The organism is Promicromonospora sp. NPDC050249 (assembly GCF_040656015.1).
Lineage (GTDB): Bacteria > Actinomycetota > Actinomycetes > Actinomycetales > Cellulomonadaceae > Promicromonospora.
This window is the reverse complement of record NZ_JBFAKY010000014.1, coordinates 145094-165275: the sequence shown is the minus strand read 5'-3', so window position 1 is coordinate 165275 and position 20182 is coordinate 145094. Positions and strand designations below refer to the sequence as shown.

Here is a 20182-nt window from a genome sequence, read left to right as displayed (position 1 = left end):
GTGCGCTGGTTCGCCGAGAACCAGCCCGTCACGTCCATCGTCAACACGATCCGCGACCTGCTCGCCCAGCAGCCGGTCGGCACCGACATCTGGGTCGCGCTGGGCTGGTGCGTCGGCATCCTCGCCGTCGCTTTTGTCCTCGCCACCGCCGCCTACCGCCGCAAGATCTCCTGACGGCGTAGACACGGGCTCGACCACGGTCCCCGACCGCACGCCGGATGGTGTGCGGTCGGGGACTGTTCTCGTTGCGGCACGTGGGGGCGCCTATCCAGGAGATCGGTCGATGGCCCTTGGCCCAGAGGGCTCGCGGAACTGCTGTCGGGCATAGCGGTGGCAGCGTGAAGAGTTATCCACAGATTTGAAATCCGCCCAGCAGGCCGCACGAATGTTCGAGATAATAGACGCACCGAGGAAGTGAGAACTAGAGGCGAGCAGCGAGACGGGCGGGGGTGGGCATGGTGGAGCAGACGACGGACAGTGGCACCGCCGCCGACCTGCCCGCTGCGGCCTCGATCGAGGACGTGCTGGCCCTGATCGAGGCCGCGACCGCGCAACTGACTACCCTGACCGACCCCGAGACCCTGACCGGCTGGGACGCACCGAACGTCAGCCGCCTGGCCGACGCGCACACCCGGATCCGTCGGCTGACCGGCCGGTTGGACGGGGTGCGCTACACCTTGCTGCCTCGGATCGAGGACGAGGGTTCGTGGCGCTCGGGTGGCACGGCCCGGACGTTCACGACCTGGCTGCGTCTGCGTGAAGGGATCTCCGCGTCCACGGCGGGTAAGGACATGACGATCGCGCGCCGCCTCACCACCGCCCTCCCGGTCACCCGGGAACGTCTCGTCGCGGGAACCCTGGGTGTGGACCACGCCCGCGTGATGACCGAGGTCGCACCCACGAGCGAGACCCGTACCGATGCGCTGGCGTGGTTGATCGATACTCGCACGGGTCACACCACCACACCGGAACAGTTCGTCCAGACGGTGCCGGTCGACTTCCCCGACCCGTCCGAGGACCCGGACGGCACCGCCACCCGTGACCTGGTCACGCAGGTGCTGGAAGGTGCGGTCGCGGACGGCACTCTGGTCACGGGTGAGGGCCTGGTTCTCCGCGAAGCGAATGTGTTGAACGCGGACCAGTTCCGCAAGGTGGCGCGCCGGTTCGCGACCCTCACCGACCCGGACACCGACGACCTCGATGACGACAAGGCCGCCCAGGGCGAGTTCCTGGACCTGTCCAAGACGTTCGGCGGGTATCACGTGGCCGGGTTCCTCACCGACGAGCACGGCCTGCAGCTCACCACCGCGATCAACGCCGTCATGGGGTCCCCGTCCGCCGAAGACACTCGCACGACGACGCAGCGTCGCGCGCAGGGTCTCGCGGATGTGGCGCGGGTGGTGCTGGACACCAACCAGGCCTCCCCAGGGGCAGCGATCGCACCCCACCTGAACGTGACCGTGTCCTGGAACGAGCTGGTCGCTCAGGTCACCCGCACCCGCGACGGGCTGTGCCTGTCCTGCGGACAGGCCACACCCACCCGCGGCAACCGGCCGGGTGCTGGTGCGAAGGCCCCAGGCACAGGCACCGGTGCAGGTGCAGGCACAGGTGCAGGTGCGGGCGCAGGCATCGGCACCAGCCCTGGCGCTGGTGCTGGCACCAGCTCGGCTGCGGATGCCGATGCAGGCGCGGTGAACACAGGCCCTGCGGCCGGTAGCCCGACCGGCAGCCCGACCGGCAGCCCGACCGGCAGTTCGACCGGTAGTTCGACCGGTAGTCCGAGTCCGGGTGGAGGTCCGGGTGGAGGTCCGGGTCGCTGGAATACAATTGATCCGACACTATCCACGCTGCTGTCGCCCGGCGGTCCGGTGTTCACCGAGACCGGCGGCCGCGCCCCACGCGCCCTGGTCCGCCGCCTGGCGTGTCACAGTGCGATCACCCGGATCGTGTTCGGACCCGACGGAGCCGTCCTGGACGTGGGTCGTGCACAGCGGACGGTGTCGGGGCAGATGCGACGCGCCGTCATCGCCCGAGACCAGCACTGCGTCTACCCCGGATGCGACCAACCGCCGTCACGGTGCGAGGTCCATCACGCCATCACCCACTGGGCCCACGGCGGAAACACCTCCATCACCAACAGTGCGTTGCTGTGCTGGTACCACCACCAGCTCGTCGACACCAAAGGCATCACCATGCACTGGACCGGCAAGGCCCCGGCCGACACCACTGCCGGTGCCCTGCTGGAGACCGGGTGGGCGTTCACCGACGCCCGTGGGCACCGCATCCACCTACCCGAACCCATCGAAGCGCCACACTCGTCCAGCACGGGCCCGACCCCAGATCCGCCGACCGCTGAGGTCGCCTGACCGGCAACTCCGTAGGCCCAGGAGCCCAGACTCGGGCAAGCCGGCAAGCCGGCAAGGCGGCAAGCCGGCAAGGCGGCAAGGCGACAGGCCGGACAGCCACGCAACCCACCGAAGACGTGCGCACCGACCTCACGGGCTGTCACCCATGCCGCACAACCGCACGGATCCTGGCAGACGCGGCAGCTCCCCTCGCCGAACCCGAGCGGACGCCAACTACTCCCAGACGGCGATGCTGCGGCGCACCGGGACGGACCCGTCGTCCGCGGCGAAGAGCTCCGGTGAGCGCTGCCTGGTCTTCTCGATGTCGTCGAACACAGCGCGGAGGTGGCCCCGGAGGCTGTCGCGGGCGCTGGAGATGTCGCCGGCGACCACCGCGTCGAGGATGGAGTGGTGCTCGTCGACGAAGCGGCCCATGCCGTTCGTCTCCTGCAGGCCGAGGCGGCGCGCGCGGTCCAGGTGGCCCTTGGCGGCGACGACCGTCGACCATGCCCTGCCGTGCCCGCTGAGGCGCAGGAGCCCGTGGTGGAACGCCTCGTCCAGCTCGAAGAACTTCTCGAGGTCGTGCCGCGCCTCCCGCTGCTGCTCGAGGTTGGCGCGCAGCTCGGCGACCAGGTCCGGGTCGAGGGTCTCCGGGATGTCGTCGAACGCGGCCAGCTCGACCGCCTCGCGGAGGAACTGCGCGTCGGCCACGCGTTCGGCGTCCACCCGGGACACGAAGGACCCGACCTTGGGGAACACCCTGACCAGGCCCTCCTCGCCGAGGAGGATCAGGCTCTCACGCACGGGCGTCCGGCTGACGCCGAGGGACGCCGCGAGCTCGTTCTCCGACAGCGAGGCGCCAGGCGGCAGCTCGAGGGTGAGCACCTTGCGGCGCAGCGTCTCGTAGACGACGCGCCTGTTGGACCGGTTCGAGGCTTCCCCCATGCCCGCGAGTCTAGGCGAGAGGCGGCGCGCTTCCACACCGCGGACAGTTGACACCTCCTTGTCGGCGCTGCTTACATACAAGAACTGCCACACATCAGTGAACCGGTATTCCAGACAGCGACGTCAGCCACGAAGGCAAGTCAAAGAAGGCAAGGAGCACACTTTCCAATGGCGGAAACAGCTATGACCCCACCAGGTACCCCGTCGGGCACTCCCTCGGACAAGAAGGTCACCCGGTCGACCAAGGACCTCACCAAGGCCGCCGTCTCCGGCTGGCTCGGCACGGCCATGGAGTTCATGGACTTCCAGCTGTACTCGCTGGCGGCGGCGATCGTGTTCAACCAGATCTTCTTCCCCGACGTCAGCCCCGCGATCGGCCTGATCGCCGCGATGGCCACCTACGGCGTCGGCTACGTGGCGCGGCTCGCGGGCGCCATCTACTTCGGCCGGATGGGTGACCGGCTCGGCCGCCGCAAGGTCCTGTTCATCACGGTCGCGCTCATGGGTGTGTCCACGACCCTGATCGGCGTCCTGCCCACGTACCAGATGGTCGGCATCCTGGCGCCGATCCTGCTCGTCGTGCTGCGCCTGGTCCAGGGCTTCGGCGCGGGCGCGGAGATCGCCGGCGCCACGGTGCTGCTCGCCGAGTACGCGCCCGTCCGACGCCGCGGCCTCGTCGCCTCGCTGGTCTCGCTCGGCACCAACTCCGGCACCCTGGCGGCGTCGGCCCTGTGGGCGCTGCTGCTCGCGGTGCTCAGCGAGCAGCAGCTGCTCAGCTGGGGCTGGCGGCTCCCCTTCTTGCTCAGCTTCGTGCTCATGATCTTCGCCGTCTGGATCCGCACCAACGTCAAGGAGAGCCCGGTCTTCGAGGCCCGCGCCGACGTCGTGGACGGCGTCGCACTCTCCCGCGACGAGCTCTCCCGCAATGACGAGCGCTCCGCCGACGCCGCCAGGACCGCCACCGCGGAGCCGGTGCTCCAGGCAGCCCTCAAGCAGCGCAAGGGCAAGGCGTTCTTCCTGGCGCTGGCCCTGCGGTTCGGCCAGGCGGGCAACTCCGGGCTCGTGCAGACGTTCCTGGTCGGCTACGTCGCCACCACGCTCGCGATGGACCGCGCCCTGGCCACCGAGGCCATCATGTGGGGCTCCATCATCGGCTTCGCGACGGTGCCCCTGATCGGCATGCTCGGCGACCGGTTCGGCCGGCGCTCGATGTACACCGCGCTGTCCCTGATCACCATCGTGCTCGCCTTCCCGATGATGCTGCTGATCACCAGCGGCACCACCACGGGGCTGATGCTCGGCATGATCGCCGGCCTGAACCTCGGCGTCCTCGGCCTGTTCGCACTGGAGAGCGTGACCATGGCCGAGCTGTTCGGCGCCCGGACCCGGTTCACGCAGCTGGCCCTCTCCAAGGAGATCGGCGGCATCCTCGCCACCGCCATCGGCCCGGTCATCGCAGCCTCGCTGACCGCGGCGACCGGCAGCTGGTGGCCGATCGCCGCGATGCTCATCGTCTACTCCACCATCACGCTCGTCGCCGCCCGGCTCGCCCCTGAGACCCGTGGCCGCGACCTGGTCCGGCTGGAGGACGCCGTATGAGGGCGGTCGTCGTGCACGGCGCCGGCGACCTGCGGGTCGAGGAGCGCCCCGACCCCGTCGCCGGGCCCGGCGAGGTGGTCGTCGCCATGGAGTGGGGCGGGGTCTGCGGGTCGGACGTGTCCTACTGGAAGAACGGCGCCTCCGGCACCGCCGTCCTGCGCGACCCGCTCGTCCTCGGCCACGAGGTGGCCGGCCGCGTGGTCACGAGCGGGCCCGACGTCGTCGGCTGGGAGCCCGGCACGCCGGTCACCGTGCACCCGGCGCAGGCCGCCGACGGTTCGGTCCTGCCGCAGCGGCTGGCAGGGCGGACCAACCTGCACTCGCAGGTGCGGTACTTCGGTTCGGCGGCCTTCCACCCCCACACCGACGGCGGGTTCAGCGAGCTGCGGGCGGTCCGGGCCCAGCAGCTCCGGCGGCTGCCCGACGGCGTGAGCACCGAGCAGGGCGCCCTCGCCGAGCCGCTGGCCGTGGCGATGCACGCGGTGAACCGCGCGGGCCAGATCGGCGCGGGTGTCCGCGGGCGCGACGTGCTGGTCAACGGCGCGGGCCCCATCGGCTGCCTCGTCGTCGCCGCCGCGAAGCACGCGGGCGCCGCGTCGGTCACCGCGGCCGACCTCTCCGCGTCGTCGCTGGCCGTGGCCAAGGAGCTCGGCGCCGACCGGGTCCTCGACATCGGCTCGGGCGACCGGCTGCCCGAGGACTGCGAGCTCGTGTTCGAGGCCTCCGGTGCGCCGGCAGCCCTGGGCGGGGTGCTGCGGGCCACCGCGCGCGGCGGCACCCTCGTCCAGGTCGGCAACCTGCCCGGAACGGCTGCGCCAGCTGCCCTCGGCGACCTCGTCACCCGCGAGATCACGTGGGTCGGTGCCTACCGGTTCGTCGAGGAGATCGGCGACGCCCTCGACGCGCTGGGCGACGGGCTCGACGTGTCCGCGGTGGTCACGCACCGCTTCGGCATCGGGCAGGCGGGCGAGGCGCTGGCCGCTGCCGCCGGCCCGGGCAGCAGCAAGGTGCTGATCCGGCTGTCCGGCGGCTGAGCCCCCCGACGTATCGTCGAGGCATGACCTCTCCCCTGCTGAGCTACGTGCGGGCGGACGTGCCGCAGCAGCTTCGCGGCTACGTCACCGCCGTGGTGGCGTACGACGTGGAGGTCGGGGCGCCCGGCTCCCACGTCGGCATGCCGTCGACGGCGCTGACCCTGCAGCTCGCGAGCGGGCGTCCGCTCCGTGCGGGCTGGGCAGCCGACGAGGACGCAGACCCCGTCGGTGTGCCCGCACTCTGGGGGATGCTCTCCGGGCTGCACGACAGACCCGCGCGGATAGTACACGACGGGCGGATGACCGGCGTCGAGGTGTCCCTCACGCCGCTGGGCGTCCGGGCGGTGCTCGGCACGTGCGCGTCCGACCTCGCCGGACACATCGTCGCCCTCGGCGAGGTCGACCGCTCCCTCGAGGCACTGGTCGAGCAGGTGGCGCTCTCGACGACGCCGCGGCAGCGGATCGAGCACACGGTGCGCGGCCTGCTCGCCGTCGCACGGCCCGACGCCACCGAGCCGACCCGGCCAGAGGTCGGGTTCGCGCTGGCGCGGCTCACCCGCGGCGCGCGGGTCGACGACGTCGCCGCCGAGACCGGCCTCAGCAGGCGACACCTGACCACGCTGGTCAAGGCCGAGACCGGGCTCGCCCCGAAGACCTATCACCGCGTGGCGCGGCTGCAGCGCAGCTGCTCCGACCTCAAGCGCAGCGCACGCCACGGCCGCCCGTCGCTGGCCGCCGTGGCGGTGCGGGCCGGCTACACCGACCAGGCGCACATGACCCGCGACTGGACCGAGCTGGCCGGCGTCACGCCCTCGAGGTGGCTGCGGCACGAGTTCCCATTCGTACAAGACGGCGCCGGTGCCTGATCCCAGACTGGATCTCGTCCTCGCAGGAGAACACCGGAGGGCACGCAGGAGAGACCCACGAGAGGGAGTACGAGATGAGCGACACCATGACCCGGCTCTGGCCGGCCCTGTCCTTCGAGAACGCCGACCGGATGACCGACTGGCTCCTCGCGATCGGCTTCACCACGCACCAGATCTACCGGACCGACGACGACAAGCCCGGCCAGGTCGGCTCGGTCACCCACGCCGAGCTGGTCTGGCCCGGTGGCGGGGGCATCATGTTCGGCACGCACGACCCCGGCAACGAGCTGGCGGGCCGCCCGGGACAGGCCTCGATCTACCTGGTGACCGACGACGTGCCCGCCGCGCTCCGGCGTGCGGTGGACGCCGGAGCGACCGTCGTGCGTGACGTCGTCGAGGAACCCTACGGAGGTCAGGCCGCGACGGTCCGCGACCCCGAGGGCAACACCTGGACGTTCGGGCAGTACCAGCCGGCCTGACCTGCGCTCGGGCCGTCTTTCGCCGTCGTTCACATGGGTGTGAGGACCTGGCCATCTCGGCTACCTACCGTGGCACGCGTCCCGGCCGCTCAGCGGTCCGCGCCCCCAAGGTTGGAGCCCTTCGTGAACGCCGACATGTCCCGTCCGCCGTCGATCTCCGAGCTCGCCGAGCTCCGCCTGTCCCGCCGGACCGCGATGGCCGGCGGCCTGGCCGCCGCTGCCGCCGCGTTCTTCGGGGCGCCAGCGCCGGACGCTGCGGCCGGCGTCCCGGCGAGCACGGGCCACGGCGCCGGGCGGCCGCTGCTCGGCTTCCCCGCCATCGCGCCCAGCACCGCCGACGCCGTCGTGCTGCCGCCCGGCTACCGCTACCAGGTGCTCTACCCGTGGGGCCACCCGATCGTCCCGTCCGGACCGGCCTTCGCCGAGGACGCGAGCAACACTGCCGCCGACCAGGCCCGGCAGGCGGGCGACCACCACGACGGCATGTGGTTCTTCCCGCTCCGGGACCGCCGCTCCGGCCTGCTCTGCGTGAACCACGAGGCCACCACCGAGAACCTGTTGCACACGGACGGGCGGGCGGCCTGGTCACCCGAGAAGACCGCCAAGTCGATGGCGGCGCACGGCGTCTCGGTCATCCAGGTCGAGGAGGACCGCGACGGCGGCTGGCAGGTCGCCGAGTCGAGGTTCGCCCGCCGGATCACCATGACCACGCCGATCGAGATCACCGGTCCCGCGGCCAAGCACTCCCTGATGCGCACGAGCGCGGACCCCGAAGGCGTGCGGGTGCTCGGCACCCTGAACAACTGCGCCAGCGGCCCCACCCCGTGGGACACGTACCTGACGTGCGAGGAGACGATCAACAAGTACTTCTACTACGGCGAGCAGCCGCCGCCCGCCGGGTCCGTCGAGGAGCGCTACGGCATCGGCTCGGAGAGCCCGTACCCCTGGCACACCACCGAGAGCCGGTTCGACATGCGGACCGAACCGAACGAGTTCAACCGGTTCGGCTGGGTGGTGGAGGTCGACCCGTTCGACCCGGAGTCGACGCCGAAGAAGCGCACGGCGCTGGGCCGCATGGAGCACGAGAACGCCGTCGTCGTGCGGGGGCGCCGCGGCGAGGCCGTCGTCTACATGGGCGACGACACGCAGTTCGACTACTTCTACAAGTTCGTCGGCGCGGAGCCCATCGCCAAGGCGCGCCGGGCCGGGCGCAGCCCGCTCGACGAGGGCACGCTGTACGTCGCCAGGTTCGACGAGGACGGCTCCGGCCGGTGGCTCCCCCTGGTGCACGGTGAGCCCGGCCTGACCGCGGCGGACGGCTTCGCGGACCAGGCCGAGGTGCTGATCCACACGCGCCTCGCGGCCGACGCCGTCGGCGCGACGCCGATGGACCGGCCGGAGTGGTGCACGGTGCAGCCTGGCACCGGCGCGGTGTACTTCACCTGCACCAACAACACCGCCCGCACCGAGACCGTGGACGCGGCGAACCCCCGGCTGAACAACCGGTTCGGGCACATCATGAAGATCGACGAGAACGGCAACCCGAGCGCCGTGCGGTTCGACTGGGACATCTTCCTGCTCGCCGGCGACGAGGCCAGCGGCGCCACGGTCCCGCCGGACCAGGCGTTCGGCTCCCCCGACGGCCTGTGGTTCGACGCCGTGGGCCGGCTCTGGATCCTGACCGACGGCACCCAGCCGCAGGTGGACGGCGCCAACCAGAACAACCAGATGCTGGTGGCCGACACCCGCCGGGGCGACATCCGCCGGTTCCTGGTCGGTCCCCCGCGCTGCGAGATCACGGGCATCACCGCCACCCCGGACGGCCGCTCCCTGTTCGTCAACATCCAGCACCCCGGCGACACGGGCACCCCGGAGAACCCGCGCGCCAGCTCGAGCTGGCCCGACTACAGCCCCACCGGCCGCCCCAGGTCCGCCACCATCGTCATCACCCGGGAGGACGGCGGGGTGGTGGGCGCATAGCCCTCTCTGCGCGAGCCCCGCGGCGCCGTGGCATCGTGGCTGGTGAGGCCACGGCACGAAAGGGGATGATCGGCATGCGGGGTACTGATCTGCTCGTGGACGCGTTCGGCAGGATCCGGCAGTCCGTGCACCACGCGGTCAAGGGGCTGTCAGCGGACGAGCTCGCGTTCCGCGTCGACGACGGCGCGAACTCGGTGGCGTGGCTCGTCTGGCACCTGACCAGGATCCAGGACGACCACGTCACCGACGCGGCGGGCACCAGCCAGGTCTGGTCGGACGACGGGTGGGACCGCCGGTTCGGGCTGCCGTTCCCGGCCGAGGACACGGGCTACGGGCACGACGCAGACGAGGTCTCGGTCGTCCGCGTCCCGTCCGGCGACCTGCTCACGAGCTACCACGACGCCGTCCACGACCGAACCGTCCGCTACCTGGGCACCCTGTCCGACGCCGACCTCGATCAGGTGATCGACGAGTCGTGGAACCCGCCGGTCACCCTCGGCGTCCGGCTCGTCAGCGTGATCAACGACGACATGCAGCACGCCGGCCAGGCAGGCTTCCTCCGGGGTGTCATGCTGCGTCGCCGCGCAGGATGACCGGAGGGCAGGAAACGGCGCGTACCGGCCAATCAGTGCGTTGACGCACATCATGTGATTCGTCGTGCGTCCTCCCGATCGCGGTGGAATTATCGCGGATCGGAAGGGGGCATCCGAGATGACGGCGGCGCGCGCACTGCAGATCGACGACTGGGTGGTGCATCGGCCCAACGTCGTACGCTCGGTCGCCGCGCGCGTGCCCGGCATCGACGCCGAAGAAGCCGCCAGCCGCGCCCTGGAAAAGATGGTCCGCCTCGTCTCCACCGGCACCACCATCGAGGACCCCGCACCGTACTGGCGACGCGCAGCGGTCAACGAAGCCATCAGCATGACCCGCGAAGCCGGACGCGCCCACCCCGTCGAGGACGACACCCTCGACCGCCTCACACCACCCATCGCGGGAGCGGAGCTCGACGCCGAACGCCACGCCGACGTCACCATGCTCCGCACCGCACTGTCCGACCTCGCCGACGACGACCGGCAGATCCTGCTGGAACGCCACGTCCACGACCGCGCGGTCGCCGACATCGCCACGAACCTCGGCGTACGGCCCCACGCCGTGACCATGCGGCTACGCCGCGCCGAAGAACGCCTCGCCGGCGCCTTCGCCGCAGCCCACGCCCAGGGCGTCAACGAACCCGAGTGCCGGACTACCCGCGCCGCCATGCACGACTACCTCAAGGACCGGCTGCTCCCCCGCCGGCGCAACCGGTTCGAGGCGCACATGGACGGGTGCGCCGAGTGCACGCGGGCGTTCGTCGATGTCCGCGAGGTGTCCTGGATGCTCCGCGACCTCGGACAGCACGTCATCGCTGGAGCAATCGCCACCGGAGCCCTCGGCGCTGCGGTCGGCGGAGCGGCGGCCGGGGCGGCCGGCGGAGCGGCGGGGGCGGCGGGGGCGGGTGCACCACGCCCGTTCGGCAAGAAGGAGGCGGCGATCGCCGCGGGTGTCCTCGCGGCGCTCGCCCTCGGAGGTGGCGCCGCCGCGCTCGTTGCCAACCAGGCCGCTGATCCGCCTGCGGCCGAGTCTGCTCCGATCCCGGGTGGGGGTGAGGGCGCCGGTGGTGCAGGTGGTGGTGCAGGCGCCGGTGGTGGTGATGGCGCTGGCGATGGCGCTGGTGCTGGTGGTGGCGCTGGTGCCGGTGGGGGTTCCAGCGAGAGCGATGCTTCCAATGGGGGCGGCGAACCCGGCAACGGTGAAGGCGAGAGCAGCGGCGGCGGCAACTCCGGCACCGGTGGCGGCACAGAGGGCAGCACCGGCGACGGTGGCGCGGTCGACGGCACAGGCGACGCAGGTTCAGGTGCGGGTCCAGGCGACGGTGGCGGCGGTGCAGGGGACGGAACAGGTGGTTCCGGCGGCACGGGCAGTGGCGGCAGCGGCTCAGCGAACGGTACGAACAGCCCGTCTGACGACGGAGCCGGGTCGGACTCCCCACCCGGGACCAACCGCTCCGAGGGCGACGGTGCAGGGGGCGACGGCGTAGGGGGCGACGGCGCTGAGGGCGGCACCGGTTCAGGCACCGCCGACGACACGCTCCCCGATATCGGCGCTACGGTGACCGACTGGCTCGCCGGGCTCGGCATCGGCGGAGAGCCGTCCGACGAGCAGAACGGCGGATCGGGCAACCACGGAACCGGATCCGCCTACGGAAGCGAGGCGGGCAGGATCGACACAGGCGGCAACGACGCGGGCAACGATGACGCGGACGGCCGGCCCCCTGCGGGCGACGATCCGAACACCGGCGGTCGAGACGGCTCTGGCGACAGCACCGGCGACGACACCGGCACTACTACCGCCGGCGGCGCGGAGATCGGCATCGGGGCCGAGGTGACGAACTGGCTCGGCAAGCTCGGTGCCATCGGGATACCCGGCTTTCTGCTGATCGTCCTGATCCTGTGGCTCTGGGAGCGGTGGACCCGCGCCGAGGAGGGCTAGGGACCCGGCCCACAACGGCGACGACCGGCGCGAAGGCAGCCTCGACAGCCGTCCGCTCCCGGCCTCTCTGGGCGAGGTGCACTGTTTCGAAAGGTGCCGGGTGGGCCGGAATATGTTCGGCTGGGGACCGGTTTTGCGGGCTGTGCTGAATCGTTCAGCCTGGGTGAACTGGAACGGGCGAGGCTGAACCAAATTCAACAGGTCCGGCACCTGCTCCACGGGTCCACCTCACCGACCGAGCCACGCGCAGGACAGCAACACGACAGCAAGGAGACAGCATGCGCATCGATCTGACCGGCAAGACCGCCCTCGTGACCGGCTCGACCCAGGGCATCGGACGCGCGATCGCCGCCACGCTCGCCGACGCGGGCGCCCGGGTGGCGATCAACGGGCGGCGTGCGGAGGGCGTGGCGGAGACGATCGACGAGCTCCGGACGGAGTCCGCGGACCGTGACCTGGTCGCCGCGGCCGGCGACGTCACCACTGCGCCGGGAGCCGAGGAGGTGCTCGCCGCCACCGGCGACGTCGACATCCTGGTCAACAACCTGGGCATCTTCGGCAGCATGCCGCCGCTCGAGATCGACGACGACGAGTGGCGCCGGTACTTCGACGTCAACGTGCTCGCCGCCGTCCGCCTGATCCGCTCCAGCCTGCCGGGCATGACGGCGCGCGGCTGGGGGCGCGTGCTCAACATCGCGAGCGACTCCGCAATAGTCATCCCCGCCGAGATGATCCACTACGGCGTCTCCAAGACGGCGCTGCTGGGTGTCTCCCGCGGCTTCGCGAAGGAGGCCGCGGGCACCGGCGTCACGGTCAACTCCGTCATCGCCGGTCCCACGCACACCGGCGGGGTCGAGAAGTTCGTCTACGAGCTGGTCGACCCGGCCCTGCCCTGGGACGAGGCGCAGCGTGAGTTCATGCGGCTGCACCGCCCCCAGTCGCTGCTCCAGCGGCTCATCGAGCCGGAGGAGATCGCGAACATGGTCGCCTACCTCAGCTCACCGCTCGCCTCGGCGACGACGGGCGCCGCCGTCCGGGTCGACGGCGGATACGTGGACTCGATCCTCCCCTGACGTCTTCCTCGTAGCCGGCCGTCGAAATATTTCGCTGACGCTACCCCGCCACTCGGCCCCTCCAATGACCGTGTTTTCTTCGTCGAAAACGTTGCCCATCGGCCCGCGTCTGGGCTAGATTCGAAGGCGTGCCAGCGAAATATTTCGAAAGAACTGCGGGCAAGCGTCCCACCCTCGCGGACGTCGCCGGGTCCGCCGCCGTCTCGATGCCGACGGTGTCCAAGGTGCTCAACGGACACTCCGACGTTGCCGTGGAGACCCGCGCACGGGTCAAGGCAGCGATCGAGGAGCTCGGCTACGTGCGCCGCGGCACGCGCGGACCGCTGGCGCAGCGCAGCATCGAGGTGATGGCGGACCAGCTCACCACCCCGTACGCGATGGAGGTGCTGCGCGGGGTGACCGACGCCGCCGAGACGGCCGACGCCGACATCGTGGTCAGCCGCTTCCACCGGGCGGCGCCCGACACCGGCTGGCTGGCGCCGGGCGACTGGGCACGCCGCCTGTCAGGTGCCGGCCGTACCGGGGCGATCATCCTCACGGCGGAGCTCAGCCCCGAGCACGTCTCCGGGCTGAGCAAGGCGCACCTGCCCGTCGTGGTCATCGACCCGCTCGACCTGACGAACCCGGACGTCCCGAGCGTCGGCTCGACGAACTTCACCGGCGGCATGTCGGCCACGGAGCACCTGCTCGGCCTCGGTCACCGGCGGATCGCCGCGCTCGGCGGTCGCCCGCAGTCGGTCGCGGCGACCGCCCGCGTCCACGGGTTCCGGGCCGCGCTCGCCTCGGCGAACGTACCCGTCGACGAGGAGCTCGTGGAGTTCACGGGCTTCGACTACGACTCCGGTTTCGCGGTCGCCGACCGCTGGTTCCGGTCCGGCCAGCGGCCGACCGCGATCTTCGCGGCCAGCGACACCCAGGCCATGGGGGTGCTGGCCGCGGCCCGCCAGCACGGGCTCGACGTGCCGCGCGACCTGAGCGTCGTCGGCTACGACGACACCTACCTCGCGGCGTGGTCCACACCACCGCTCACCGCCGTCCGGCAGCCGCTGTGGGAGATGGGGCGCGTCGCGCTGGACAGCGTCCTGGCCCTGGCGGCCGGACGGGAGCCGGTCTCGCGCCACATCGAGCTCGCGACCGAGCTGGTGGTCCGCGGGTCCACCAGCCCGCCCGCCGACATCCCGCCCGCCGAAAAGTAACCACTTCACCAACGAGGGCACGGCCCGGCTCAACGGAGACCGGCGTGCCCAGGACGGAGGTCAGAGTTGACCACGGAACAGACCACCACGCGTGACCGGACGGCGTCCGGCGGCACCGGGAAGCCAGGCGGCATCGAGGCGTCGGACGGGCGCCTCCTCGCGGCGGACTGGCCGATCGCGGCCAGCACCCTGCCGTTCCCCACCGTCACACCAGACGGCCGGTCCGCGCAGGACGACCCCACGGTGTGGCACGAGGTCCTGACCGACATCGCCGACGCCGGGTTCGACCACGTCGACCTCACGGACTCCTGGCTGCGGCCGGGCGACCTGGACGGACCGGCACTGGACCGGCTCGCCGGCACGGCACGGGAGCTCGGCCTCGGTCTGGCCTCGGTGTCGGCGATCCGCCGCAGCGTGATCGACGCGAAGGACGGCGAAGCCAACCTCGCCTACAGCCACCGCACGATCGACGCGGCGGCCGCGCTCGGTATCGGCGTGGTCTCGGTCGGCCTGCACCAGGCACTGACCGCGCAGCAGAAGGAACAGCTGTGGTTCTGGACCGCTCCCGGGCACCACGACGACCCGGACGACTGGCCCCTGGCCGTGTCCCGCTTCCAGGAGCTGGGCCGGCACGCCGCCGAGGTGGGTGTGCTGCTGTCCCTGGAGATGTACGAGGACACGTTCCTTGGCACCGCCGACTCCGCCGTCCGCCTGGTCGAGGACATCGGCCTGCCCGAGGTGGGCCTCAACCCGGACATCGCCAACCTGGTGCGCCTGCACCGGCCGGTCGAGCCGTGGCAGGAGCTGGTCGAGAAGACGCTGCCGTACACGAACTTCTGGCACGTCAAGAACTACTCGCGCGACGAGGACCTGGAGCGCGACGCCTACTTCTCCGTGCCCGCCCCGATGCAGTTCGGCCTGATCGACTACCGGGCCGCGTTCCGCACGGCGCTCGCCAACGGGTTCCAGGGCGTGATCTGCACCGAGAACTACGGCGGTGACGGGCTCAGCGTCTGCGCGGCCAACCGCGACTACCTCCGCCGGCACGTGCTGCCCAAGCGGCACGGCTACGCGCTCGGCACCAGCCGGGTGCGCCAGCCCGACCTGACCGGAGCTTCCCGATGACGCGGGTGCTCGACACGGCGGAGGGCTTTGTCCAGGACGCCCTGGCCGGGTTCGCCGCCGTGCACGGCGACCTGGTCCGCAGGGTCGACGGCGGTGTGGTGCGCGCCGACCCGCTGGCGGACGGCCACGTGGCGGTCGTGGTGGGCGGCGGGTCCGGGCACTACCCGGCGTTCGCCGGAGTGGTCGGCGCCGGGCTGGCCGCGGGCGCCGTCTGCGGCAACGTCTTCACGTCGCCCTCGGCGGGCCAGGCCTACCGGGTGGCCCGCGCGGCACACGCCGGAGGCGGCGTGCTGTTCAGCTACGGCAACTACGCGGGGGACGTCCTGCACTTCGGAGCGGCGCAGGAAAGGCTGCGCGCCGAGGGGATCGACACGCGCACGGTGCTCTGCACCGACGACATCGCGAGCGCCCCGGCCGACCGGATCGACGAGCGGCGCGGCATCGCGGGTGACTTCGTGGTGTTCAAGGTGGCCGGCGCGGCCGCCGAGCGGGGCGACTCGCTCGACGAGGTGGAGCGGCTCGCCATCGCGGCGAACGATCGGACACGGACCCTGGGGGTGGCGTTCGGCGGGTGCACCTTTCCCGGGGCCGACGGCCCGCTGTTCACGGTCCCCGACGGCATGATGTCGGTGGGTCTGGGTATCCATGGCGAGCCCGGGATCCGGGACGTGCCGATGGGCTCGGCCGACGAGATCGCCGAGATCCTGGTCTCCGAGCTGCTGGCGGACGTGCCGGAGGACCGTGGCGACCGTGTCGCCGTCCTGGTCAACGGGCTGGGTACCGTCAAGTACGAGGAGCTCTTCGTGCTCTACGGCCAGGTGGCCGCGCGGCTCGGCCACGCGAGCCTGACCGTCGTCGAACCGGAGTGCGGCGAGCTGGTGACGAGCCTGGACATGGCCGGGGTCTCGGTGACGCTGTTCTGGCTCACCGAGGAGCTCGAGGAGCTCTGGCGGGCTCCCGCGTACACGCCCGCGTACCGCAAGGGGCTGGTCGAGCGACACGCCTCCCCCGGCGGGTCCGACGACGCTCCTGCGGCCGCGCGCCCCGACCCGGCGTCTTCCGTCTCCGAACCGGTCGAGACCGCCTCGCCCGCGTCGGTCGCGCGGGCCGACCGCGCGCTCGTCCTGCTGGCGGCGATGCAGGCGACCCTCCACGAGCACGAGGACGAGCTGGGCCGGATCGACGCGATAGCGGGCGACGGCGACCACGGCGTCGGCATGCGCCGCGGGATCGACGCCGCGCTCGCCGCGGCGAGCGCCGCCAGGGACTCCGGCCTGAGCGCCGCGCTGCGGACGGCGGGCGAGGGCTGGAGCGAGATCGCCGGCGGCACGTCGGGCGCCCTGTGGGGTGCCGCGCTGACATCGCTCGCGCCCGCGCTCGACCGGGACGACGTGACGGCGACGCACGTGGCGGCCGCCGCGCGCGCCGCCCTGGACACGGTGGTGCGGCTGGGCCGGGCGAAGGTCGGCGACAAGACCATGGTCGACGCGCTGGTGCCGTACGTCGAACGCCTGGAGGCCGCTGCCGCCGTCGGCCGGCCGCTGGCCGAGTCGCTCGCGGCTGCCGCTGCGGACGCCACGGCGGCGGCCGAGGCGACGTCGGCCCTGCGGCCCGCGCTCGGCCGGGCCCGGCCGCTCGCAGAACGGAGCCTCGGCCATCCCGACGCCGGCGCCACCTCGTTGGCGCTCGTGCTGACCGCCATCACCCAGACCAGCATCGCCCGGACCAGCAATACCCAGACCAGCATCGCCCGGACAGAAGGACGAACCTCATGACCGACCGGTTGCGCCTCGTCGTCGGAAGCGACGACGCAGGCTTCGAGTACAAGGACGCGCTGAAGGCGCAGCTCCTTGCCGACCCGCGGGTCGAGTCGGTGACCGACGTCGGGGTGAGCGGCGAGGAGCACACGGACTACCCGCACGTCGCCGTCGACGCCGCCCGCCGGGTCGCCGCGGGCGAGGCCGACCGGGCCCTGCTGTTCTGCGGCACCGGCCTCGGCGTCGCCATCGCGGCGAACAAGGTGCCGGGCATCCGCGCGGTCACCGCGCACGACAGCTACTCGGTGGAACGAGCCGTCCTGAGCAACAACGCCCAGGTGCTGACCATGGGCCAGCGGGTCATCGGGCTGGAGCTCGCCAAGCGGCTCGTCGCCGAGTGGCTCGGCTACCACTTCGACGAGACCTCGCCGTCGGCCCGGAAGGTGGCGTCCATCGGAACGTACGAGGAGGAGAACGCATGAGCGAGCACATCGCGATCGTCGGGTCGGGGTACATGGGGGGCGGGATCGGGCAGGTGCTCGCGCTGGCGGGCAACGAGGTGCGGATCGCCGACGTGTCGGCGGAGGTAGCGGCCGGCAACCTGGAGCGGATCCTGCGGGAGACCGCGGAGTTCGAGGCGGAAGGGCTGTTCCCCGAGGGCGCCATGGAGACCGTCCGGGCCCGGCTGAGCGCCGCGGCGTCCGTCGAGGAGGCGGTCGAGGGCGCCCGGTTCGTCGAGGAGGCGGTGCCGGAGATCCTGGAGCTCAAGCACGCGACGCTCGCCCGGATCAGCGCGGCCAACCCCACGGCGATCATCGGCAGCAACACGTCGACCATCTCGATCACGCAGCTCGCCGAGCAGGTCAGCGCGCCCGAGCGGTTCCTGGGCGTGCACTTCAGCAACCCGGCGCCGTTCATCCCCGGCGTCGAGCTGATCCCGCACGCCGGGACCTCCCCTGCCGTGCTCGAACCCGTCGAGGCCCTGCTGGCGCAGGTCGGCAAGCGCAGCGCGCGGCTGACGGACGCCACCGGGTTCGTGCTCAACCGCCTGCAGTACGCCCTGTTCCACGAGGCGACCAAGCTCGTGGACGAGGGCGTCGCCTCGGTCGAGGACATCGACATGATCGCCCGGACCACCTTCGGGTTCCGGCTCCCGTTCTTCGGGCCGTTCGCGATCGCCGACATGGCAGGGCTCGACGTGTACGCGTTCTGCTACCGCTCGCTGCAGACGACGTTCCCCGAGCGGTTCGCGACGCCGCCGATCCTCCAGGAGCGGATCGACTCGGGGCACCTGGGCACCAAGAGCGGCGGCGGCTTCCGGAAGATCGACCCGGAGCGGACGGCGGAGCTCGTCGCCTACCGCAACAAGGCCTACGCGCGCATGCAGGGCTTGCTGGACGACCTGGGCCCGTCCCCCCTGGACGACTGACCCGGCGTTGAGTGCTGGATATCTGTTGGTCCGAGACGGTGAGGCCAACAGATATCCAGCACTCAAAGAATCAGGCCAGCGCAGACCTGAGGATCGCCGTCGCCTGAGCGATCGCGGCCTGGGCCGCATGCGTGCCGTGCAGCGCGTTCAGCATGACGAAGTCGTGGATGACGCCGCCGTACCGCGCGCTCGTCACCGCCACCCCGGCGCGCCGGAGCTTGGCCGCGTAGGCCTCGCCCTCGTCGCGCAGGACGTCGGCCTCTGCGGTGATCACCAGGGCCGGCGGCAGCCCGGCGAGCTGCTCCTCGGTGGCCCGCAGCGGGGACACCGTGATGAGCTCGCGCTCCCGCGGGTCGGTCGTGTACTGGTCCCAGAACCAGCGCATGCCCTCCAGCGTGAGGAAGTAGCCGGTGGCGAACTCGCGGTAGGACGCCGTGTCCATCGCCGCGTCGGTCACCGGGTAGAAGAGCACCTGCTGCCGGAAGGTGACGTCGCCGCGCTCCTTGGCGAGCAGGGTCAGCGCCGCGGACATGTTGCCGCCGACGGAGTCACCCGCCACCGCAAGGCGGCTGCCGTCCAGGCCCTGGTCTGAACCGTTCTTCGTCACCCACTGCGCCACCGCGTACGCCTGCTCGATCGCCACGGGGTACCGCACCTCGGGCGACCGGTCGTACTCGGGGAAGACGACGGCGGCGTCCGCGCCGATCGCCAGGTCGCGCACCAGCCGGTCGTGCGTGTGCGCGTCGCCGAAGACCCAGCCGGCGCCGTGCACGTAGAGCACAACGGGTAGCGGTCCCTGGGCCCCGGCCGGCTTGACGATCCGCACGGGTACGGATCCGGTGGGGCCGCCGTCGACGGTGATCCACACGTCGTCGACCTCGGGCTTGGCGATCTCGCTCGACTGCACGTCATCGACGGCCTTGCGGCCCTCCTCGGGCGTCAGCTCGTACAGGTACGGCGGGTTGTCGGTGGCCTCGGCGAACGCCTGGGCGGCGGGCTCCAGGGCGATGCCGTGCGGGTTGGCGGTCATGATGCGTCCTTCGATCTGGGGCTGGGGCTGAGGCTCGGGCTGGGGAGGGGGACGGCCCGGGTCACGCGGTCTGGCCCGCGGCCCGCGCGATGAGGTCGGCGACCTCGGCGGGGTGGGTCAGCATCACCAGGTGCGGCGCGTCGAGCTCGACGCTCTCGCGCACACCGGCGCGCTGATAGCCGAAGCGCTCCACGTCGGGGTTGATCGTGTGGTCGGCGGCGGAGACGATGCCCCAGGACGGCTTGGTCCGCCACGCGGCGACCGGCGCCTCCTCACCGAAGGCCACTGCCGACAGCGGTCGCTGCGAGACGGCGAGCACCGAGGCGACCTCGGCGGGCACGCCCGCCGCGAACACCGCGGGGAACGCGTCGACCTCGACGGACACGTCGGTACCCGGCTCCCCGCCGTCGACCGGGTACGGCGTGTAGACGAGGTGGGCGGCGAGGTCGGAGTCCGGGAAGCCGCCCTGCAGCGCACCCAGGCTCTCCCCCTCGGCGAGCGCGTAACCCGCGACGAAGACCAGGCCGACGACGTTCTCCGCCACGCCGGCGACCGTGATCACGGCACCGCCGTAGGAGTGCCCCGCGAGCAGCACCGGCCCGTCGATCGACTCGACGACGGACCGCACGTACGCGGCGTCGCCGGTCAGCGAACGGTTCAGCACCGGCGGGACGACGACGCGGAACCCCTGGTCGAGGAGCGCACGCGTGACGGGGGCCCAGCTCCCGGCGTCGGCGAAGGCGCCGTGCACCAGGACGATGGTGGGGGTGGATGGCATGTGGTTCCTTTCCGCGG

Annotated in this window: 17 protein-coding genes and 1 pseudogene; 15 read left to right on the top strand and 3 right to left on the bottom strand. The window is 71.8% G+C overall.

What is annotated here, in order from left to right; translation table 11 throughout:
• Both AB0I32_RS13995 and AB0I32_RS13990 read left to right on the top strand, forming a co-directional pair.
• Nucleotides 1–174: pseudogene (locus AB0I32_RS13995) on the top strand (ABC transporter permease); the annotation flags it as partial.
• Between the two features lie 281 nt (nucleotides 175–455).
• Nucleotides 456–2366, top strand: coding sequence for a DUF222 domain-containing protein (locus tag AB0I32_RS13990; protein ID WP_357506881.1), 1911 nt, complete (start codon nucleotides 456–458; stop codon nucleotides 2364–2366).
• A gap of 213 nt (nucleotides 2367–2579) precedes the next feature.
• Here AB0I32_RS13990 and AB0I32_RS13985 read toward each other — a convergent pair whose 3' ends face one another.
• Nucleotides 2580–3290: a GntR family transcriptional regulator gene (locus AB0I32_RS13985; RefSeq protein ID WP_357506879.1), complete on the bottom strand. Its 711-nt coding sequence runs from the start codon at nucleotides 3288–3290 to the stop codon at nucleotides 2580–2582.
• A 183-nt stretch (nucleotides 3291–3473) separates the two neighbouring features.
• Here AB0I32_RS13985 and AB0I32_RS13980 point away from each other — a divergent pair, with 183 nt between their 5' ends.
• The 13 genes from AB0I32_RS13980 (at nucleotide 3474) to AB0I32_RS13920 (ending at nucleotide 18357) form a co-directional block, all read left to right on the top strand.
• A complete protein-coding gene (locus AB0I32_RS13980; RefSeq protein ID WP_357506877.1) occupies nucleotides 3474–4889 on the top strand; it encodes an MFS transporter in 1416 nt (471 codons plus the stop codon).
• Nucleotides 4886–5923: an L-idonate 5-dehydrogenase gene (locus tag AB0I32_RS13975; RefSeq protein WP_357506875.1), complete on the top strand. Its 1038-nt coding sequence runs from the start codon at nucleotides 4886–4888 to the stop codon at nucleotides 5921–5923. The genes AB0I32_RS13980 and AB0I32_RS13975 overlap by 4 nt, the downstream gene beginning before the upstream one ends.
• A gap of 23 nt (nucleotides 5924–5946) precedes the next feature.
• Nucleotides 5947–6789, top strand: a complete 843-nt coding sequence (locus AB0I32_RS13970; protein ID WP_357506873.1) for a helix-turn-helix transcriptional regulator — start codon at nucleotides 5947–5949, stop codon at nucleotides 6787–6789.
• Between the two features lie 74 nt (nucleotides 6790–6863).
• Complete coding sequence (locus tag AB0I32_RS13965) at nucleotides 6864–7268, top strand: VOC family protein (protein WP_357506871.1); 405 nt, start codon at nucleotides 6864–6866, stop codon at nucleotides 7266–7268.
• Between the two features lie 123 nt (nucleotides 7269–7391).
• Complete coding sequence (locus tag AB0I32_RS13960; RefSeq protein ID WP_357506869.1) at nucleotides 7392–9248, top strand: PhoX family phosphatase; 1857 nt, start codon at nucleotides 7392–7394, stop codon at nucleotides 9246–9248.
• A gap of 74 nt (nucleotides 9249–9322) precedes the next feature.
• Nucleotides 9323–9841, top strand: coding sequence for a DinB family protein (locus AB0I32_RS13955; RefSeq protein ID WP_357506867.1), 519 nt, complete (start codon nucleotides 9323–9325; stop codon nucleotides 9839–9841).
• Between the two features lie 118 nt (nucleotides 9842–9959).
• Nucleotides 9960–11777 (top strand): sigma-70 family RNA polymerase sigma factor, encoded by a 1818-nt coding sequence (locus tag AB0I32_RS13950; protein WP_357506865.1) that lies wholly within the window; start codon nucleotides 9960–9962, stop codon nucleotides 11775–11777.
• Between the two features lie 278 nt (nucleotides 11778–12055).
• Nucleotides 12056–12850, top strand: coding sequence for an SDR family oxidoreductase (locus tag AB0I32_RS13945; protein WP_357506863.1), 795 nt, complete (start codon nucleotides 12056–12058; stop codon nucleotides 12848–12850).
• A 128-nt stretch (nucleotides 12851–12978) separates the two neighbouring features.
• Complete coding sequence (locus AB0I32_RS13940; protein ID WP_357506861.1) at nucleotides 12979–14046, top strand: substrate-binding domain-containing protein; 1068 nt, start codon at nucleotides 12979–12981, stop codon at nucleotides 14044–14046.
• A 132-nt stretch (nucleotides 14047–14178) separates the two neighbouring features.
• Nucleotides 14179–15171: a sugar phosphate isomerase/epimerase family protein gene (locus tag AB0I32_RS13935; RefSeq protein ID WP_357506886.1), complete on the top strand. Its 993-nt coding sequence runs from the start codon at nucleotides 14179–14181 to the stop codon at nucleotides 15169–15171.
• Nucleotides 15168–16946 carry a dihydroxyacetone kinase family protein gene (locus AB0I32_RS13930; RefSeq protein WP_357506859.1) on the top strand — a complete coding sequence of 593 codons (1779 nt, stop codon included), beginning with the start codon at nucleotides 15168–15170 and terminating at the stop codon, nucleotides 16944–16946. The genes AB0I32_RS13935 and AB0I32_RS13930 overlap by 4 nt, the downstream gene beginning before the upstream one ends.
• Nucleotides 16943–17410, top strand: a complete 468-nt coding sequence (locus AB0I32_RS13925; RefSeq protein ID WP_357506857.1) for a ribose-5-phosphate isomerase — start codon at nucleotides 16943–16945, stop codon at nucleotides 17408–17410. Before AB0I32_RS13930 ends, AB0I32_RS13925 begins: the two co-directional genes overlap by 4 nt.
• On the top strand, nucleotides 17407–18357 hold the full coding sequence (locus tag AB0I32_RS13920; RefSeq protein ID WP_357506855.1) for a 3-hydroxyacyl-CoA dehydrogenase family protein: 951 nt from the start codon (nucleotides 17407–17409) through the stop codon (nucleotides 18355–18357). Before AB0I32_RS13925 ends, AB0I32_RS13920 begins: the two co-directional genes overlap by 4 nt.
• Nucleotides 18358–18427: 70 nt before the next feature.
• On the opposite strand, the gene AB0I32_RS13915 is transcribed toward AB0I32_RS13920, so the two are convergent.
• Nucleotides 18428–19387 (bottom strand): alpha/beta hydrolase, encoded by a 960-nt coding sequence (locus AB0I32_RS13915; protein ID WP_357506853.1) that lies wholly within the window; start codon nucleotides 19385–19387, stop codon nucleotides 18428–18430.
• Nucleotides 19388–19448: 61 nt separating this feature from the next.
• A complete protein-coding gene (locus AB0I32_RS13910) occupies nucleotides 19449–20165 on the bottom strand; it encodes an alpha/beta hydrolase (RefSeq protein ID WP_357506851.1) in 717 nt (238 codons plus the stop codon).
• Between the last annotated feature and the right edge of the window lie 17 nt (nucleotides 20166–20182).

Bases quoted from the DNA above. Each gene is read 5' to 3' on its own strand.
- AB0I32_RS13990 (WP_357506881.1), top strand. From the start codon at position 456: ATGGTGGAGCAGACGACGGACAGTGGCACCGCCGCCGACCTGCCCGCT.
- AB0I32_RS13985 (WP_357506879.1), bottom strand. From the start codon at position 3,290: ATGGGGGAAGCCTCGAACCGGTCCAACAGGCGCGTCGTCTACGAGACG.
- AB0I32_RS13980 (WP_357506877.1), top strand. From the start codon at position 3,474: ATGACCCCACCAGGTACCCCGTCGGGCACTCCCTCGGACAAGAAGGTC.
- AB0I32_RS13975 (WP_357506875.1), top strand. From the start codon at position 4,886: ATGAGGGCGGTCGTCGTGCACGGCGCCGGCGACCTGCGGGTCGAGGAG.
- AB0I32_RS13970 (WP_357506873.1), top strand. From the start codon at position 5,947: ATGACCTCTCCCCTGCTGAGCTACGTGCGGGCGGACGTGCCGCAGCAG.
- AB0I32_RS13965 (WP_357506871.1), top strand. From the start codon at position 6,864: ATGAGCGACACCATGACCCGGCTCTGGCCGGCCCTGTCCTTCGAGAAC.
- AB0I32_RS13955 (WP_357506867.1), top strand. From the start codon at position 9,323: ATGCGGGGTACTGATCTGCTCGTGGACGCGTTCGGCAGGATCCGGCAG.
- AB0I32_RS13950 (WP_357506865.1), top strand. From the start codon at position 9,960: ATGACGGCGGCGCGCGCACTGCAGATCGACGACTGGGTGGTGCATCGG.
- AB0I32_RS13945 (WP_357506863.1), top strand. From the start codon at position 12,056: ATGCGCATCGATCTGACCGGCAAGACCGCCCTCGTGACCGGCTCGACC.
- AB0I32_RS13930 (WP_357506859.1), top strand. From the start codon at position 15,168: ATGACGCGGGTGCTCGACACGGCGGAGGGCTTTGTCCAGGACGCCCTG.
- AB0I32_RS13925 (WP_357506857.1), top strand. From the start codon at position 16,943: ATGACCGACCGGTTGCGCCTCGTCGTCGGAAGCGACGACGCAGGCTTC.
- AB0I32_RS13920 (WP_357506855.1), top strand. From the start codon at position 17,407: ATGAGCGAGCACATCGCGATCGTCGGGTCGGGGTACATGGGGGGCGGG.
- AB0I32_RS13915 (WP_357506853.1), bottom strand. From the start codon at position 19,387: ATGACCGCCAACCCGCACGGCATCGCCCTGGAGCCCGCCGCCCAGGCG.
- AB0I32_RS13910 (WP_357506851.1), bottom strand. From the start codon at position 20,165: ATGCCATCCACCCCCACCATCGTCCTGGTGCACGGCGCCTTCGCCGAC.